The organism is Sphingopyxis lindanitolerans (assembly GCF_002993885.1).
Taxonomy (GTDB): Bacteria; Pseudomonadota; Alphaproteobacteria; order Sphingomonadales; family Sphingomonadaceae; genus Sphingopyxis; species Sphingopyxis lindanitolerans.
Window position 1 is genome coordinate 116,366 of record NZ_PHFW01000004.1, and the last position, 17,113, is coordinate 133,478.

15 protein-coding genes and 4 pseudogenes are annotated in these 17,113 nt (G+C 64.3%); 11 read left to right on the plus strand and 8 right to left on the minus strand.

Features of this window, described 5'->3' with window-relative positions; translation table 11 throughout:
• Window positions 1-192: 192 nt before the first annotated feature.
• Window positions 193-957 (plus strand): IS6-like element IS6100 family transposase, encoded by a 765-nt coding sequence (locus CVO77_RS20260; RefSeq protein ID WP_001389365.1) that lies wholly within the window; start codon window positions 193-195, stop codon window positions 955-957.
• A 159-nt stretch (window positions 958-1,116) separates the two neighbouring features.
• Here CVO77_RS20260 and linB read toward each other — a convergent pair whose 3' ends face one another.
• Window positions 1,117-2,007 (minus strand): haloalkane dehalogenase, encoded by an 891-nt coding sequence (gene linB, locus CVO77_RS20265; protein ID WP_013040256.1) that lies wholly within the window; start codon window positions 2,005-2,007, stop codon window positions 1,117-1,119.
• An 85-nt stretch (window positions 2,008-2,092) separates the two neighbouring features.
• Window positions 2,093-2,347 (minus strand): hypothetical protein, encoded by a 255-nt coding sequence (locus CVO77_RS20270; protein WP_007682112.1) that lies wholly within the window; start codon window positions 2,345-2,347, stop codon window positions 2,093-2,095.
• Between the two features lie 28 nt (window positions 2,348-2,375).
• Here CVO77_RS20270 and CVO77_RS20275 point away from each other — a divergent pair, with 28 nt between their 5' ends.
• Window positions 2,376-3,140, plus strand: a complete 765-nt coding sequence (locus CVO77_RS20275; protein WP_001389365.1) for an IS6-like element IS6100 family transposase — start codon at window positions 2,376-2,378, stop codon at window positions 3,138-3,140.
• Between the two features lie 409 nt (window positions 3,141-3,549).
• Here the strand turns inward: CVO77_RS20275 and CVO77_RS20280 are convergent, their stop codons facing one another.
• On the minus strand, window positions 3,550-4,272 hold the full coding sequence (locus tag CVO77_RS20280) for a DUF6118 family protein (protein ID WP_015460630.1): 723 nt from the start codon (window positions 4,270-4,272) through the stop codon (window positions 3,550-3,552).
• Between the two features lie 7 nt (window positions 4,273-4,279).
• Window positions 4,280-7,414, minus strand: a complete 3,135-nt coding sequence (traA, locus tag CVO77_RS20285) for a Ti-type conjugative transfer relaxase TraA (protein WP_015460623.1) — start codon at window positions 7,412-7,414, stop codon at window positions 4,280-4,282.
• 172 nt (window positions 7,415-7,586) lie between these two features.
• On the opposite strand from traA, the gene CVO77_RS20290 reads away from it, so the two are divergent.
• The 6 genes and pseudogenes from CVO77_RS20290 (at window position 7,587) to CVO77_RS20310 (ending at window position 11,011) form a co-directional block, all read left to right on the plus strand.
• The gene (locus tag CVO77_RS20290; protein WP_015460622.1) at window positions 7,587-7,892 is read left to right on the plus strand and encodes a conjugal transfer protein TraD; all 306 of its coding nucleotides are present in this window, start codon (window positions 7,587-7,589) and stop codon (window positions 7,890-7,892) included.
• Between the two features lie 37 nt (window positions 7,893-7,929).
• Window positions 7,930-8,154, plus strand: a complete 225-nt coding sequence (locus tag CVO77_RS20295; protein WP_015460621.1) for a conjugal transfer protein TraD — start codon at window positions 7,930-7,932, stop codon at window positions 8,152-8,154.
• Window positions 8,147-8,699 (plus strand): annotated as a pseudogene (locus tag CVO77_RS20300) (AAA family ATPase). Before CVO77_RS20295 ends, CVO77_RS20300 begins: the two are co-directional and overlap by 8 nt.
• Window positions 8,700-8,759: 60 nt before the next feature.
• A pseudogene (locus CVO77_RS21980) lies at window positions 8,760-8,945 on the plus strand (hypothetical protein); the annotation flags it as partial.
• A pseudogene (locus CVO77_RS21745) lies at window positions 8,942-9,142 on the plus strand (type IV secretory system conjugative DNA transfer family protein); the annotation flags it as partial. The pseudogenes CVO77_RS21980 and CVO77_RS21745, both read left to right, overlap by 4 nt.
• Before the next feature lie 957 nt (window positions 9,143-10,099).
• Entirely contained in the window at window positions 10,100-11,011 is a 912-nt protein-coding gene (locus CVO77_RS20310) for a replication initiation protein (RefSeq protein ID WP_015460618.1), read from the plus strand.
• A gap of 56 nt (window positions 11,012-11,067) precedes the next feature.
• Here CVO77_RS20310 and CVO77_RS20315 read toward each other — a convergent pair whose 3' ends face one another.
• The 4 genes and pseudogenes from CVO77_RS20315 to CVO77_RS20330 all read right to left on the minus strand — a co-directional run bounded on the left by CVO77_RS20315 (window position 11,068) and on the right by CVO77_RS20330 (window position 13,672).
• Window positions 11,068-11,349 (minus strand): hypothetical protein, encoded by a 282-nt coding sequence (locus CVO77_RS20315; RefSeq protein ID WP_015460617.1) that lies wholly within the window; start codon window positions 11,347-11,349, stop codon window positions 11,068-11,070.
• A gap of 25 nt (window positions 11,350-11,374) precedes the next feature.
• Entirely contained in the window at window positions 11,375-12,010 is a 636-nt protein-coding gene (locus CVO77_RS20320; RefSeq protein WP_015460616.1) for an AAA family ATPase, read from the minus strand.
• Window positions 12,011-12,090: 80 nt separating this feature from the next.
• Window positions 12,091-12,224, minus strand: a pseudogene (locus CVO77_RS21750) (transcription elongation protein SprT); the annotation flags it as partial.
• 755 nt (window positions 12,225-12,979) lie between these two features.
• Entirely contained in the window at window positions 12,980-13,672 is a 693-nt protein-coding gene (locus tag CVO77_RS20330; protein WP_007685994.1) for a hypothetical protein, read from the minus strand.
• A 165-nt stretch (window positions 13,673-13,837) separates the two neighbouring features.
• On the opposite strand from CVO77_RS20330, the gene CVO77_RS20335 reads away from it, so the two are divergent.
• From CVO77_RS20335 to CVO77_RS20345, 3 genes are read left to right on the plus strand one after another with little or no spacing between them, the layout of a single operon-like run.
• Window positions 13,838-14,434 (plus strand): recombinase family protein, encoded by a 597-nt coding sequence (locus CVO77_RS20335; protein ID WP_007685993.1) that lies wholly within the window; start codon window positions 13,838-13,840, stop codon window positions 14,432-14,434.
• Entirely contained in the window at window positions 14,427-16,079 is a 1,653-nt protein-coding gene (locus CVO77_RS20340; protein WP_007685992.1) for an IS481 family transposase, read from the plus strand. The genes CVO77_RS20335 and CVO77_RS20340 overlap by 8 nt, the downstream gene beginning before the upstream one ends.
• Window positions 16,079-17,056, plus strand: a complete 978-nt coding sequence (locus tag CVO77_RS20345; RefSeq protein ID WP_007685991.1) for an ExeA family protein — start codon at window positions 16,079-16,081, stop codon at window positions 17,054-17,056. Before CVO77_RS20340 ends, CVO77_RS20345 begins: the two co-directional genes overlap by 1 nt.
• Window positions 17,057-17,113 lie beyond the last annotated feature (57 nt).

The following is a 17,113-nucleotide window of genomic DNA, read 5'->3' on the forward strand; positions in this document are numbered from 1 at the left end:
GGCGGAGCGTTGGAAAGCTCTATGGGATGAGGCCCACCCCGCAGCGACGGAGGCCCCGGCCCCGGCCCATGCAGCTCCCGACAAACCGAGCCGCTTGCGCTCGATATTAACGCTATTCCGAAGGGATGGCCGGCTCTGTTGCAAAAATCGTGAAGCTTGAGCATGCTTGGCGGAGATTGGACGGACGGAACGATGACGGATTTCAAGTGGCGCCATTTCCAGGGTGATGTGATCCTGTGGGCGGTGCGCTGGTATTGTCGCTATCCGATCAGCTATCGCGACCTTGAGGAAATGCTGGCGGAACGCGGCATTTCGGTCGACCATACGACGATCTATCGCTGGGTCCAGTGCTACGCCCCGGAGATGGAGAAGCGGCTGCGCTGGTTCTGGCGGCGTGGCTTTGATCCGAGCTGGCGCCTGGATGAAACCTACGTCAAGGTGCGGGGCAAGTGGACCTACCTGTACCGGGCAGTCGACAAGCGGGGCGACACGATCGATTTCTACCTGTCGCCGACCCGCAGCGCCAAGGCAGCGAAGCGGTTCCTGGGCAAGGCCCTGCGAGGCCTGAAGCACTGGGAAAAGCCTGCCACGCTCAATACCGACAAAGCGCCGAGCTATGGTGCAGCGATCACCGAATTGAAGCGCGAAGGAAAGCTGGACCGGGAGACGGCCCACCGGCAGGTGAAGTATCTCAATAACGTGATCGAGGCCGATCACGGAAAGCTCAAGATACTGATCAAGCCGGTGCGCGGTTTCAAATCGATCCCCACGGCCTATGCCACGATCAAGGGATTCGAAGTCATGCGAGCCCTGCGCAAAGGACAGGCTCGCCCCTGGTGCCTGCAGCCCGGCATCAGGGGCGAGGTGCGCCTTGTGGAGAGAGCTTTTGGCATTGGGCCCTCGGCGCTGACGGAGGCAATGGGCATGCTCAACCACCATTTCGCAGCAGCCGCCTGATCGGCGCAGAGCGACAGCCTACCTCTGACTGCCGCCAATCTTTGCAACAGAGCCAAAAATGTCGTCGCTCATGTCGGTCTCTCCTATTGTCCTGCGCGGGTGATCGGCGTCGCCGCGTCTGTGGTTTGTTCGGATCTTAGAAAATGAGCCGGTTCCGGATTATGCTGGGCGCAATCGCCGGACAAACGCCGCAATCGCCGCGCCAATCTCGTCCGGACTGTCCTCCTGGATGAAATGGGCGCCTGCGACCGTGATTTCGGTCTGGTTTGGCCATGTGCGGCAGAAGTCGCGCATTCGGCCCGTGGTCAGGGCTCCCGGCTCGGCGTTGATGAAGAGTTTCGGAATCGGGCTTTCGCTGAGCCAGCCGGCATAGTCCCGGGCGATCGCGACCACGTCGGCCGGGGTGCCTGCGATCGGGATTTGGCGAGGCCAAGACAGGGTCGGTCGACGGGCTTCGCCGGCGGCGAGGAAGGGCTCGCGATAGGCGGCCATCTCCGCTTCGCTTAAGGGGCGCAGGATCAATCCGGGGAGAACTTGTTCGACAAAAACATTGTCCTGCAACACCAATTCTTCGCCCGCCTGCGAGCGAAAGGCCTGAAACAGATCGCGATCCTGTTCGGGAAAATCCGCCCATTCGATCGGCATGGCGATCGCTTCCATATAGGCAATCCCCTGTACACGCTCGCGGTGGCGGCGGGCCCAGTCGAAGCCGAGGGCGGACCCCCAGTCATGCACGACCAGAACAACCCTGTCCCCGAGATCGAGCGCCTCCCACAGCGCGTCGAGATAGTCACGATGCTCGGCATAGGCATAACGCTCGGGCCCCGACGGATCGAGCTTGTCCGAATCGCCCATGCCGATCAGGTCACAGGCGATCAGCCGTCCCAGCCCGGCGCAATGCGGCATGATATTGCGCCACAGATAGGACGACGTCGGATTGCCGTGCTGGAAGAGGATCGGATCGCCGGTCCCTTCATCGATATAGGCCATGCGCCGGCCCTTGATCTCAATGAATTTCTTCTCGCCAAATGGCTTTGCGCCGAGGCTCATCGATATTCTCCTTGAGCGATTTTCTGGTCTGCCCGGTCGGCGATGCATATCGCATGATGAATATCATGTCAATCGAGGAATCGTTCTAGCCATTGCCGTCGAGCGGAGAGTTGCTGCCGGAGCATCGATGGATGACGGCGTAGGCCACGCAGGCGCCTCTCAGGCGGTAGCTTTCCTTAGCCCCGGGCGCATCCGAAAGATCGAGGAAGGTTTTGTGAGTCGGATACCAGACCGCGAGAATCTCATCGATATGTTGAGTGCCCACGGCCTGGCCAAACACGGGCGTGCACCACAGGATCCGCGCGCCGGCTCTGTTGCAAAAATCGTGAAGCTTGAGCATGCTTGGCGGAGATTGGACGGACGGAACGATGACGGATTTCAAGTGGCGCCATTTCCAGGGTGATGTGATCCTGTGGGCGGTGCGCTGGTATTGTCGCTATCCGATCAGCTATCGCGACCTTGAGGAAATGCTGGCGGAACGCGGCATTTCGGTCGACCATACGACGATCTATCGCTGGGTCCAGTGCTACGCCCCGGAGATGGAGAAGCGGCTGCGCTGGTTCTGGCGGCGTGGCTTTGATCCGAGCTGGCGCCTGGATGAAACCTACGTCAAGGTGCGGGGCAAGTGGACCTACCTGTACCGGGCAGTCGACAAGCGGGGCGACACGATCGATTTCTACCTGTCGCCGACCCGCAGCGCCAAGGCAGCGAAGCGGTTCCTGGGCAAGGCCCTGCGAGGCCTGAAGCACTGGGAAAAGCCTGCCACGCTCAATACCGACAAAGCGCCGAGCTATGGTGCAGCGATCACCGAATTGAAGCGCGAAGGAAAGCTGGACCGGGAGACGGCCCACCGGCAGGTGAAGTATCTCAATAACGTGATCGAGGCCGATCACGGAAAGCTCAAGATACTGATCAAGCCGGTGCGCGGTTTCAAATCGATCCCCACGGCCTATGCCACGATCAAGGGATTCGAAGTCATGCGAGCCCTGCGCAAAGGACAGGCTCGCCCCTGGTGCCTGCAGCCCGGCATCAGGGGCGAGGTGCGCCTTGTGGAGAGAGCTTTTGGCATTGGGCCCTCGGCGCTGACGGAGGCCATGGGCATGCTCAACCACCATTTCGCAGCAGCCGCCTGATCGGCGCAGAGCGACAGCCTACCTCTGACTGCCGCCAATCTTTGCAACAGAGCCGATCGACCGATTGCCGATCATCGGTTGACGATACGCGCATGTAGCCAACGAGCATGACGGAAAACCCCCAAAACCATGTTGTCGGACACATTTACAATCCGACAGTGTTTTTCGGACATTATGCGGGATCAGAGAGGCCGCGCAATAGCGTGCGCGGCGGAGATCGTCAGGAGTTGCGCCACGGCATGACGGGATTCAGGTGAAATCCGTGATTCGCCCCTAGCCCCTATAGGCCGATAGGGCACGCCGATACGCCCCTCGGCAGTGCCGCGCCGGCGTAGGGTGGCGGCGATATGGCGCTCGGCCGCTACGCGATCGGCGAAGGCATGACGCTGAGCTTGGCCGCGCGCGCCGATCAGCGGTCATTGTTCGCCGGCTTGACCTCGATCGTGCAGCGCACCGTCTTTTTCGCCTTGGCGGCAGCCGCGCCGCACGCTTCGATCGTCTCGCGATTGTCCCGCGCCAGATTGGCGGCCGCGACGATCCCCTCCCAGCTCGCCGGCGATGCGCGCTGCATCAGATGCGTGCCGGCATCCCATAGCGTCGGTTCGGCAAGCGCCCGCGTCGCCATGCGCTCCGGCAACTGCCAGCTATCGGGCATGGCGCGCGCGATCAGGCCGGCGAGAAGCGCATAGAGCAATATCCCCAGCACCACGCCGCCCAACCCGATCCAAAACAGCCACCGATCCTGTTGCCAGCGCGCGCGCGTCGTTCCGATCAGCCCCCGCAATTCCCGCGCCGCCTCGCTCATGTCCGATCGCGTGCTGTTCACCAGGTTGTGCAGCTCGCCCGTCGCACTCGCCACCGAAGCGTTTACACGCTCTCCCATCGTCTCCGGGGTGAGTTTCATCGCGGGGCTTTTCGCGATCACATCGACCCGCTGGGTGAGCGCCAGCAATATCTTCTCGGTGTTGGCGAGCGTCGGCTGATAATCGGGAATCTCGATGGACTCGCGCGCGCGGGCTAACCCCTCGACCGCAAGGCGCACCAGCGCCACCTCGCCGCGCAACTGCTCGAACGCCGCCTGCGGATCGTCGCCGGCCCTGCCGTTGTTGCGATAATTATCCTCGTCCATCATCCTCTCCTTACCGGCTCATTCCGCGCCCCATGCCTATCCCTAAATCCCGCGCCAGCTCGCGGCCAAGGTCGCCGCTGTTCATGCCGCGCCCCCGGCCCATGCCGATCTCAAGCCCCAGCTCGCGGGTGCGATTACGCAGGACCAATTCCACCTGGGGATCGCGCTCAAGGCTTTTCGCCATGCCCGCCATTTCCTTGCCCGTGCGCTCCCGGCCCGCCATGTCGCCGGCGCGATAGAGGCGGTCGCGCTCCTGTTTGAGGCCCTGCCAGCGTTCCACGAACCGATCGGCGCGCAAGTTCGGATCGGCCCGCACGCGCGCCTCCTGGGCCATCGCCTCGATCATCGGGCCGCTGCGCCCCGCCGCCGCCTCGCGCAGCAAGGCGGGATCGCGCTGCATCGCCGATGCGAGGTCACGCGAGGCTCCCGGCCTGATCTGGTCCAGCGCCTGTGTCGTGCGCTCGAGCGCGACCTTTTGATGCTCAAGGACCGGAGCGCCCGACGCCCGCGCCTGCAACACCGCCTCGGCCGAACGCGAGGCCCGCTCGACCGCGCGGGCATAGTCGCGGCCCTGGCCGCGATCGGCAGGGACCGGCGCGCGCTCCGCGCCCTTCAGCGGCGCGGCCGACAGCTTCAGCCCGTCGAACATGCCGCGCTTGGGGGCCGCCTTCTCGCGCTCGCCTGCCGGCGTCGATTCCGGCGCTGGGCGCTGCGGGGCAGGCCGGAAGCCGTCGAACATGCCTCGCCGCGGTTGCCGCTCGGCCGCGGCTTGTCCCGCGCCAGCGCCGCGGTCGCCGGCATCGCGAACCGTGCGTGGATCTTCGCCCATCTGGCGCATGGTTCCCGCGCGCGGGCCAAGGATCTCCACCGGCGAGCGTTCCGCCCGTTCCGGCAATCGGATCTCGCCCGACAATCCGCGCCGGTCGGCGAAAGCACGAATCTCCGCATCCCGGTCGCGGCCATAGTCGGACGCCATATCCTTCGCCCGCTCGCGCGACAGCGTGCGGACAAGCCGGCGATCGTCGCCGAAGTCGTCGCGGCCGTAATGGAGCTGCACCCCGTCGCGGTGCCGCGACAACGCCACATAGGCCGAATGGCGGTCCATGCCGGGGGTCGCCAGCACATGCGCGCGATCGACCGTCACGCCCTGCGATTTATGGATGGTGGCGGCATAGCCGTGATCGACATGGGCATAATCTTTCAGGTCAAACGCGACCGATCGGCCATCGTCCAGCTTCACCGCCATGCGCTCCGGCGATACCTGCTCGACCTTCCCCAGCGTGCCGTTCCTCACCCCTAGCCCGCGCTCGTTTTTCAGGAACATGATGCGGTCGCCGGTCGCGAAGTCCCGCGCGCCGCGCTCGGCCGACACGCGCACGTCCGGCCCCAGCTCGCCGGCGTCGCGCAGCCGATCGCGCGCGGCCAGGTTCAAATCGCGCACCTCGGCATTGGTATGGGTGAGGATGATCCGCGACTGATCCGGCGCGGCGATGCGCTCGGCATCCCAGCGGTCCACAAGATCGGCGCGGGCCAGCTCACGCGTCTCGGCCGCCTGCACCATGCCATGCGCCTCATAGGCATGGATCGCCTCGCCTGCCCGGCCCGTCGCCAGCGCCTTGGTCGCGTCGCGCTGCCAGTCCTCGCACTGCCGGCGTATCTCGGTGATCTCGGCCCAACCGTGGCGCTCGGTCACGGCCCGGAACGCCGCCCCGGCCTCGATCGCCTGCAACTGCTCGGGGTCGCCGACAAGAACGACCTTCGCGCCCGCCTGTTCGGCATGGGACAGCACGCACTCCATCTGGCGCGTGCCGATCATGCCGGCCTCGTCTATCACCAGCACGTCGCGCGGGCCTAGCAGTTCGCGGCCCTGCTCCCATTGATATTCCATGCTCGCGATCGTCCGCGACGCGATGGCGGACCCGCCTTCCAGATTCTCGGCCGCGATGCCCGACAAGGCCGCGCCGCGCACCTGATAGCCCTGCGCCTCCCACGCCTCGCGCGCGACCCCCAGCATCGCCGACTTGCCGCTGCCGGCATAGCCGACGACCGACGCAAGGCCCTTGTCGCCGGTGATATGCGCCAACGCCCCGCGCTGCTCGGCCGACAGGTCAAGCCCCCTGCCCTCGGCCGACGCCAGCGCGCGGGTCACATGGGCGTCGGCGACACCATGCCCCCGGTCGATCGCCAGCCCCTCGGCCGCGCGTTCCAACCGCTGCTCGGCCGCGATCATGTCGCGCGACGTGAACCGATCCTCGCCCTTCCCGTCCCGCCCCAGCGCCACCAGCTCGGGCGAGGATCGCACCGCGCTCATCACCTGGTCGAACTGATCCTTGCCGTCGCTGTGCCGGAACGCGAACTGCGCCAGGTCGCGCCGGGTGAACGTCGCCTGTTGGCGGGCGATCGCGTCCAATGCGATTTCCGGCCTGGCGATGATCTTCTCGCCGTTCTCGCGCGCGATCCGGGCATGGTCCTCGACCCGCTCGGCCTCAAGCCCCTGTTCGGGCATCCGCGACGCCGCCGGCCCGATCTTGTGTTGGGGTTCAAGGTCGATGCCCTGCGCCTCCAACGTCCGGTGATCTATGCGGGCGTCTATATCCAGCTCGGCCAACCGCTCGTTGACATGATCGGCCCAGGCCACGCGCCATTCCTGCAACAGCGCCGTGCTGTTCCACTCGCGCACCTTCTGGCCGAAGCCCTCCGGGCCAACCTCGCGCATCGACAGCATGACATGCGCGTGCGGCTTGGGTTGCCCGTCCTTGCCCATGTCCCAATGTACATTCATGTCCGCGACCATGCCGCGTTCGACGAACTGCTTTTCGACAAAATCGCGGGCGAGCTGGATGCCCTGTTGCTGGTTCAGCTCGCGCGGAATCGAGAACTCCACCTCGCGCGCCAACTGCGCGTCCTTGCGCTTCTCGCCGGCCTCAACCTCGTTCCACAAGGTCGCGCGATCGTTTAAACGCTCCGGCGCACCCTCGGGAGCCAAGATTTCCGAATGGACGACGCCGGCCTTGTTTGAGAAATCATGGTCGCGCCCTAGCCGGTCATCGTGCAGCCGTTCCGCCGCACGATAGGCCGCGCTGGCAACGGCGCTCGATCCGTTGGCGCGGCTGATGACCTTGGCCGAGAAATGGTAGATCGCCATAACGGCCGCTATACTGCCCTTCTTAGCGCAGGTCGGCAACGATGTATAAGCGCGCACTCACACTCTCTGCCGTTCGCGTGATTGACTTCGCCGCATTTCTTGATCGGAACGGTTCCTCGCGCGCGCTATCGTGCTACGCTGCGGCTCCATTCATGGGCGCGAGGGAGAGAAGATGCGAAAGGTGCGCGACTATGACGCGGAACTGCGGGCGCTGAACGACAAGGCCAAGGCTTTGAAGGCCCGCAAGGTCCAGCAACTCGGCGAGCTGGTCACGTCCACCGGGGCCGATGCGCTCGATCTGGACACGCTCGCCGGTGCGCTGCTCGCCGCTGTGGAAGCGGCCGACGCGAACGAAAAGGAGGCGTGGCGCTCGCGGGGCGCGGCCTTCTTTCAAGGACGCGGTCGCAAGGCTGGCCGACGCACTGGCGGCAACGGTGAAGGCGCAAGGCAAACTGGCGCAGGCAAGGAACAGGCTTGAAGCCGCCGCGCGCCGCACCGATACGAGAGGATGGGTCGTGGCCCGACGCGAGCGCACGCGCCATCTCATAGAGCTGGGCGGCCTCGTCCAGAAAGCCGGTCTGGTCGAGCTGGCCGACGATGATCGCGCCACCCTTTACGGCGCGCTGCTCGATTGTACAGCGCGCGTTCAAGGCGACGACGCTGGCAATGTGCTGGCGCTCTGGAAGCGGCGGGGCAAGCGCGCGTTCGACGCGGAAGCGGAAGGTGCGGGCAATGGCTGATCGGCCCGATTTCCATGTCATCACCGGCGGGCCTGGCTCCGGCAAAAGCACCCTAATCGAAGCGTTGGCGGTGGAGGGTTTCGACCACATGCCGGAAGCCGGTCGGGCCATCATCCGCGATCAGGTCGCGATCGGCGGCGCGGCCCTCCCCTGGGCCGATCGCGCCGCCTTCGCGGAATTGATGCTGGGTTGGGAATTGCGCTCATGGCATGAGGCCCACGATCGCGCAGGGCCGGTGATCTGCGATCGCAGCGTGCCTGATGTGGCGGGCTATCTGCGCCTGTGCGGCCTCCCCGTCCCGGCTCATGTCAGCCAAGCGGCGGACCTGTTTCGCTATCAACCCCGCGTGTTCATCGCCCCCTTGGCGCGAGATATTCGCGGCCGATGCGGAAAGAAAACAGGATTTCGCGGAAGCGCAGGCGACCTATCAGGCGATGGTCGCGGTCTATTCCGGCCTTGGCTACGAGCTGGTGACGCTTCCCCTCGCCTCTGTCGCCGAACGTGTGCGGTTCGTCCGCGCCGCAATCGAAAGGGAGGAATCCTAACATGGGGCCTCGCGCGATCTGGCGGGCGTTCGACGCGGAAACGGAAGGGAGAAGCGCACCATGAACATGCTCGACGTGGACGCAATCCGCGCCCAAGTCCGCGCGCTCGATTTCACGCGCGGCACACCGGCCGACGCCGCCATGCGGCGCGAGGATGATGCCGACGCGCGCGCCAATCTCGCGATCGAAGGCATGGCGCTCGACGCCGGCGAACACGCCCTGTTCGACATGCTGCGCGAGGAAGCCGCGCGATCGACAGCGACGAAACCGGCATATCGTTCGGCCAGCAGCATCTTGCGCGGCCCTTGCTCACGCCGGATGAAGTCCGCTCGCTGCGCGAGGATTACCAGTTCCTGTTCTTCGCGGGACAACGGTCGATCGTCGCCGCCAAGCTCAAATACTATGCCGATCGCGAGTTCGCGGGCCGCTTCGACAAGGCGTGAAGTCTTTAAACGGCCCCGTAGTCGAAGCGGCATCATTCCGATATACAAACGATATTGAATGATGGCGCTCTGCCATCCCTCCCTGGTCATAGAAATCGCTCGAAAGCGCGGAAAATCGCCTACTGGCGTTCTAAAGGTGAGGTTTGGGGTATGACCTCACCATTAGCGATCGACGCAGCGGTGGATGATCCCCTGAAGGTCGAAGATCTAGCTTCCAAAAAATCGGCCGCCCAGGAAGCCCGTAAAGCGCATTTGCTGCTCCAACCTCATTTCCTGTCCCCCACCCCGAAATGCGCCCCAGCGGCTCGGAAATCGCACCAGGGGCGACGTTTCCGCCTGCTCCGCCCTCTCAATTGGATCACCACCCTATCCGTTTGGCTTTCCAAGAAAGCCAATTTGCTACTTGGCCGTTGGCGCTGTCGTTGCGGTAGGGACGTGGTGTTTAAACATTTCTAATCAAACAAAAAGCGTACCGGCGGAGCCGGTCCATCATGGGGATGCCGGGTGGGAGGATCGCTAAAGCGATCCGGGGCGGCTGAAGGTCGCGAGCCGGCGGGGCGAAGCTCCAGGAGACGGTGTTCTTCTTCTTCTTCTTCGGGTCTGACGATGCGGCGAGTTCGGAGTTATCCACAGGCAGGGCTACCCTAAAACTCACCTAAAACTCACCGTTCGCGTTCTGATTCAAAGATTCTTCTTAGATTCAAGATTCAGGGTGCCTCAAACCCGCAGAAAACCAAGAAAAATTGCCCCGAAAAGTGAGTTTTGGGGTCGAGTCGCGTGAGTGTTGGGGTAGCCTTCGGTGAGTTTTGGGGTCGGTAAAAGTGAGTTTTGGGGTCGAGTCCGGTGAGTGTTGGGGTAGCCGCCAAATCAACGGTGAGGTTTGGGGTATCCCCTCCCCACCCTCCATCGGGGAGCTTTAGGAATTGCCTAGCTCACCGTTGCTGCTAAAGTGAGGACATGACTCGCGCAAGCTCACCTGTAAATAACGGAAAGGCAAAGATTGCCCTAGGCGATGATACCGCCCTCACCCTCTCGCAAAAGGGGCGCGGAAACCCGTTCGATCCCGCCAATTACGGGGAAATCGTCAAACCCGGCGAGCTGGTCGATATTGTCGAGCTGTCCCCCCTCACCCTCGCCGATCGCCGAATCTACAATCTGCTGATTGCCAACGCCTGGGAGCGGATCAGCGAGCCGGTCATTCACCGCATCGCCAAAACCGCGCTCAAGGGCACGCACCAAGGCAACGAGCGCATAGAAAGCTCGCTGCTGCGCCTGATGGGCACAATCGCCATCGTCACGATCCGCAAGGGCGGCAAGAGCTACAAGCGCCGCGTTCAGCTTCTCGGCTCCAGCGACGAAAGCCTCGAAAAAGACGGCTTCCTGCATTACCGCATCCCCGAAGAACTGATTGAGATTTTGCGTAACAGCGAGGTCTATGCGCGACTTAAGACGCAAGTGATGTATTGTTTCGAGTCGAAATACGCGCTGTGCCTCTATGAAATGATCGAACGCCGTATCGGCCTCGAATATAAGCAAAGCGAAGAGTTCACGATTGCGGAGCTACGCGGCCTGCTCAACGTGCCGGAAGGCAAGTTGGAACGGTTCGCTGATTTCAACAAATACTGCCTCAAGGTCGCCCAGGAGGAAATCAACAAGCTCTGCCCCTTCTGGGTCGAGTTCACCCCGATCAAGAAGGGGCGCAAGGTCGAGCGGGTTTCTATGATGTGGCTCCCGAAAACCATGAGCGGCCGTCGTGACGCGCAAAACCTGATCGACCAACATAGCATCGTCCGCCGCGCCAAACTGCGCGGCGATATACCCGAAATGCCGGTGCTGGTGGATTTCAGCGCGCCCGCCGCCCAAAGGTGAACCCCTACCCCAAAACTCACTTTTCGCGCGCCGGGGCCGCCTCGCCCTAGCCGGCCCTACCCCTCGCCGGCATCGAGCGCACGGCTCACCGTGAACTGTATCCATGCGCTGCGGCTGATCCCGCGCCGCTTGGCCGCTGCATCGACCTTCGCCAGCAACGCGCGATCGAAACGGAGCATCACCGGCGACTTGCGCGGCTCGGCCCCCTGCCCCGCCTCGTCGGCCTCGGTCGCGATCGGCTCGGCCTTCGGCTTGGCCGCCCCGGCAATGAAGGCATCGGCCGCCGCCTCATCCATCGGCGACTTGGGCTTGCTGTTCGGTTTACGAGCGATAGCCATCGAAATTCACTCCGCTATCATTATGCTATACAAATACCGCGCTGACCAATGCGGCCAGCTCGTCGATCGCCTTGGCGTCACGCGGCGATTGCTCCCCTACCGCCCTGCCCTCGGCCGCCGCGTTCGGGAACGCCTTGCGCCGCACTATCGACGTGGGCAGCACCTCGATCCCCTCAATGTCGCCGATCATTTCCAAGGCGGCCTCATTGTCGGCCCCTTGCGCGTCCGCGCCGTTCAGCACGGCGACGGCGCGCAAGCCCTCGTTGATCTCGCGCGCCTCGGCCACCAGCGCCGCAACCTGGTCAAGCGCCCACACGTCGAAGCTGCGCGGCTGCACCGGCACCAGCAACGTGTCAGCCACGGTGAGCGCGGCGCGCAGCGAGCCGGTATCACGGCCGCCCACGTCAATGATAATATCGTCATATTTGGCCGCGAGCTGGCGGACCTGGCTGCGAAGCGCCGCGCCGGTGAGCGCAACGGCGGTATAGCCAGCTTGCCCAAGTCGATCGGCGCGCAGCTCGGTAAAGGTGAGGGCGGTCCCCTGCTCGTCGCCGTCCACCAGCAAGAGGTCGCGGCCCGCAAGCGCGCGCGCCACCGCGAGGTTGACGGCAAGGGTCGTCTTGCCGACACCGCCCTTAGTGTTTCCGACTGCCAATATCATTCTGCTCTCGCTCCGCTGGCAATATGGTTGCGCTGTAGCATGGTTTGTAATGCTAAGGGATATACATTTGATTGGGGCGCTTATTCCCCCTCGTCGCCCTCATCCTCGCTGTCGTCGTCCAGCGGCTCTGGCTCATCTGGCCGTGATCCTCGATCGGGCAAAGCGGCGCTCCGGCCTGCTCAAGCCATTTGCGCGCGGTCCTGACGGTATGTCCCAGCACTCGCCGATCACCTTACGCTTCTGCCAAAGTAGTGCTAAGTTAGAGACAAAGGCCTGATTACTGCTCGTGCCGCAGCGACCTCAGCTACATGTAGGCGCTTGCAACCGTAGCAGCTTCTGCTCGCAAACAGCGCCTTTTCCTGCCCAGATTACCTGACAACGAGCCGACTATGCTGCTCACGCTATCCGACAATGTGCTCGCCATCATCCGCGTCTGCTCGCAAACGGCAAAGGGCCGCTCATGGTATCTGCCAACTACAAAGTCGAGATTAGCAGTCATTTGCTGATGCGCGATGCTCACGCAGCTTTGTGGAACCCAAGATCAGAAAGTACACGATGGGGCAAACCACCATCAGCATCACTGCTGGATCGGTAGCCCATCTCGTTGGGCCATCGCTGTCCGGCTCACTTGCTACCGCGAGCATGAGCGCGATTGATCCTCGCACAGCGGCGTAGGTGGCAGGAACAAGCAGGATGTGGAGAAGCCACCCGTAGCGGAACCGCATGGCGCCAAACCAGCAGAGTACAGCTATGGCGGGTGGAGCGAGTGTGGCGGCTACGAAGCCGCAGAACCAAATGGCAAACCCTGCCGGAGTCAGCGTATCGCGATAGTAGCTGGCGATCCCATCCGGTCGCAATCCGAGAGCGACGAAAGAGCCTGCGACGACAACGGCACCCAAAGCCGTCAGTCCGACGCCACGCAATGTCCCGTGTCTCGGCATCAATCTATGCAATCCAGTAAGCCATTGATCAGGCTGCTCGCACTTTGGCTCGGAAGAAGGTCGTTTCCGACCCAATCAGATCGGGGTCGATCCCGCTCTCCTCGGCGGCCAGTTGCTGGATGATCCGCCAAATCTCGGGGGCGGTGAGGCGCGCGCCGTCGCGGGCAAGCCTGCCACGGTTCTGCTCCGTGACCAGTCGGGCGAGATCGCCGATAGTGTCGCACCTCCGAGGTAATCGCCGGCGGTCGAGGTGCCGTAACCATAGCCCCGCGTAGGCGCTCGCTCCAGCAGCGAAGATGCGAAGGGGAGGTGCCAGCGTCGTGAAGGCGAGGATCGCGACCGCGACAGCGAAGCAGAGACCACTGACAATCCCAAGCCATCCGGCTCGCGTCGCCGGCATCTTGAGGTCGGTATCGGCTTCCAGGTCGCTGAACGCTTGGCGCAGCTTCCCACCGATCAGCGGCGCCAACGGCGCATCCGGCCCGACGTGCCGGCCAAGCCCGAGCGCGCGTCGAAGCCTGTAGAACGTCATCTGCGTGGCGCATGTCGTGCCGCCCCCGCTGTAGGCTGCGACATGCGCGACGACATGGTCACGCACCTCGCCGAACGTTGTCCAAGGCAGGTTCGAGCGCAGGCGCAGATCGAAGGTGCGCTCGATTGCGAGGAAGAAGTCGGTGTCGTCGCCATCACCGACCCAGCCAACCGTATCGAGCACCTGCATGAACCCGGCTCCTCAGCGGTTCTGCAAAACGACCGTTTCTGACGAGCCGATCGCCTTGCTGGGCCGGCAACGTAAATCTGCGGGCCGCACTTTGTCAAAACTGTTCTGGAAACCCGCGTCGCAAAACGGTATGCCCCGCACGAGTTTGGAGAAGATCAGACGCTCATGCGGGTCGGCTATGCCAGGGTCAGCACCAGCGACCAGAACCCCGAGCTCCAGCTCGATGCGCTGCGGCGGGCCGGCTGCGAGCGGGTGTTCACCGAAAAGGCGTCGGGCGCGCGCGATGACCGGCCCGAACTGGCGCGCATTCTGGAAGACGTGCTGCGCGCAGGCGACACGCTGGTTGTTTGGAAGCTCGACCGCCTCGCCCGCTCGCTCAAGAAGTTGATCGCCACGGCCGAGGATCTGGAGCGCGAGAAGATCGGGCTGGTGTCGCTGACCGAGAGCATCGACACGACAACGCCGGGTGGCATGCTCACCTTTCACGTGTTCGGCGCCATCGCGCAGTTCGAGCGTGCCCTGATCCGCGAGCGAACTACCGCGGGGCTAGTGGAGGCGCGCCGGCAGGGTCGCAAGGGTGGCCGCCCATCGGCAATGCGCCCGAGCGACGTCGCCGCGGCACGGGCGATGATGAAGGAGGGCACGTTGCCGGTGCGCGACATCGCCAAGCGCATGGGCGTGTCGGTCGCGACCCTCTATCGCTATGCAGGCAAGCGCGGCAGCGGTGCATCGATCAAGGAGGCTGCAACAGCCCATGGCTGACCGGGCGAAGCGACCGCCTGGAGAGGCGCTGATCGATCTTCGCCGACGGTTGTCGCTGTTGCCCCCACGCGACCCCGGTCGCACCGAGATCATCGCCCGTGCGGCCGAGGCCTATGGCATCTCCATCTGGACCCTTTACCGGGCGTTGCGCGAGCTGAACCGCCCCAAGTCGGTGCGCCGGTCCGACCATGGTGCGACGCGGGTTGCCCCGCAGGCCGAGATGGAGCGCTACGCCGAGATCGTCGCCGCACTGAAGATCAGGACCACCAACAAGAAGGGCCGGCACGTTTCGACCGCCCGCGCCATCGAGTTCCTGGAAACCGATGGCGTCGAGACGCCGGAGGGCCTGGTCAAGGTAGCACCCGGCCTGCTGAAGCGGGCGACCATCGACCGGCTGCTCCGCTCATCAGGGCTGGACTATGCCCGCGTGACCCGCCCCCACGCAGCCGTTCGTTTTCAGGCGCGGCGATCCAACGAGCTGTGGCACTTCGACATGAGCCCGTCCGACCTCAAGCAGGTCGAGGCGCCGCTCTGGATCGAGCAGGGTCGCGGCAAACCCACGCTGATGCTGTTCTCGGCCGTCGATGACTGCTCGGGCGTGGTCTACCAGGAATATCGCAGCGTCTATGGCGAGGATGCCGAGTCCGCGCTGCGCTTTCTATTCAACGCCTTCGCCGCCAAGCCTGAGCCCGAACTGCCGTTCCAGGGCCTGCCGGTCACGATCTACATGGACAACGGCCCGGTCAGCCGGTCGCGCGTGTTCCAGTCGGTGATGGGCAGCCTCGGCGTGCGCGTCCTCACCCATCTGCCGCCGAAGGCCGACGACCGGCACACCGCGGCCCGCGCCAAGGGCAAGGTCGAGCGGCCGTTCCGCACGGTGAAGGAGGTGCACGAGACGTTGTACCACTTCCACAAACCCAAGGACGAGGCGGAAGCCAATCTGTGGATGCGGCGTGCGCTGGTCACCTACAACAACGGCGACCATCGTTCCGAGCCACACGCGCGGATCGAGCACTGGCTGCGGCACCTGCCCGGCGATGGCGTGCGGGCCATGTGTTCATGGGAGCGGTTCTGCGCCTTCGCTCGTGAGCCCGAGCGGCGCACCGTTGCGGGCGACGCGACCGTCTCGGTTGAGGGCGCTTCCTACGAGGTCGAGCCCGAGCTCGCCGGCGAGACGGTGACGCTGCTCTGGGGGCTGTTCGACCAGCAGCTCTTCGTGGAGCATGACGGCAAGCGGCATGGCCCTTACGAGCCGTCGCGCGGCGCCGTGCCGCTCTACCGCTATCGCAAGTATCAGAAGAGCCGCGCCGAGGAGCGGCTCGACAAGGTGGTCCGGCTCGCTGACCAGCTGGGGCTGCCCCGCGCGACCGTGACGGGCGGCGACCGGCCGCTGCCGTCGCTGCCGCCCTCCACCGCAGGGCTCGCGGTGCGGCAAACACCTTTTCCGGAGCCGGCGGTCGAGACGGCATACCCGACCGGGCTCGCGGCGCGCCACGCCATCGTCGACCAGCTCCGGCGACCGCTCGGCTCGCTGCCTGAGGCAGACCGCGCCTTCATCGACGCGCTGCTGGGCGAAACGCTCGACAAGACCATCATCGCTGACCGCATCCGAGAGCGGTTCCAGTCAAGACGGGGGACAAGCTGATGCTCGCCGACGTTCAATCCAGCTACGGGCTCGCCCGCCCGTTCCAAGGCGTCGGCAACTTCGAGACAGAGCATCAGCGCAACCTCGTGCGCGAGGTCTGTGCGGCCGTGCAGACCGGCAGGTTGATCGTCGTCTCCGGCCTGGTCGGATCGGGCAAGACGCACCTGCTGCGCCGCATCGAGGACGAGCTGGCCCGGGCGGGCAAGGTCGCCGTCGCCAAGTCGCTTGCGGTCGACAAGCGCCGCACCTCGTTGCCCTCGCTGATCGAGGCGCTGTTCTACGATCTCTCGCCCGGTGACCGTGCCCAGGTGAAGATTCCCAAGCAGGCCGAGCGCCGCGAGCGCGACCTGCGCGACATCATGCGCAAGGGCAAGCGCCCGGTCGTACTGGTGGTCGACGAGGCGCATGACCTGCACCACAAGACGCTGACCGGCCTCAAGCGGTTGATGGAGGTGGTGGCTGATGCCGGCGTGCTGCTGTCGGTCCTTCTGGTCGGCCATCCTCGGCTACGCAACGACCTGCGCCGCCCGCAAATGGAAGAGATCGGCTACCGCACGACCACCTTCGACTATGAGGGCATCGGCGCCGAACGCCGCGACTATGTTGCCTGGCTGCTCGGCGCCTGTGCGGCCGAGGGGGTCAAGGTTGCCGACTTGATGAACGAGGACGCGATCGACCTCATCGCCGAGCGCCTGCGCACCCCGCTCCAGATCGAGATGCACCTGACACTCGCCTTCGAGCAGGGCTTCCGCTTCGCTGCCAAGCCCGTCACGGCCGAGATCGTCGAGCAGGTGCTGTCGCGGGCGATTGACGACCTCGAACCCACGCTGACGCGCAACGGTTACGATGCGGGCGCGCTCGCCAGCCAGCTCAACACCCGGCCGTCCGACATACGCGCGTTCCTCGCCGGAACGCTGGACGCCGAACACACCCGCGACCTGACCGAGCGGCTCCGCGAAGCCGGTGTGCCGATATGATACTGGCTGTCCTCGCCTTGGTATCTCCCGCACGCGGACGCAACGCATGTCGTCTGT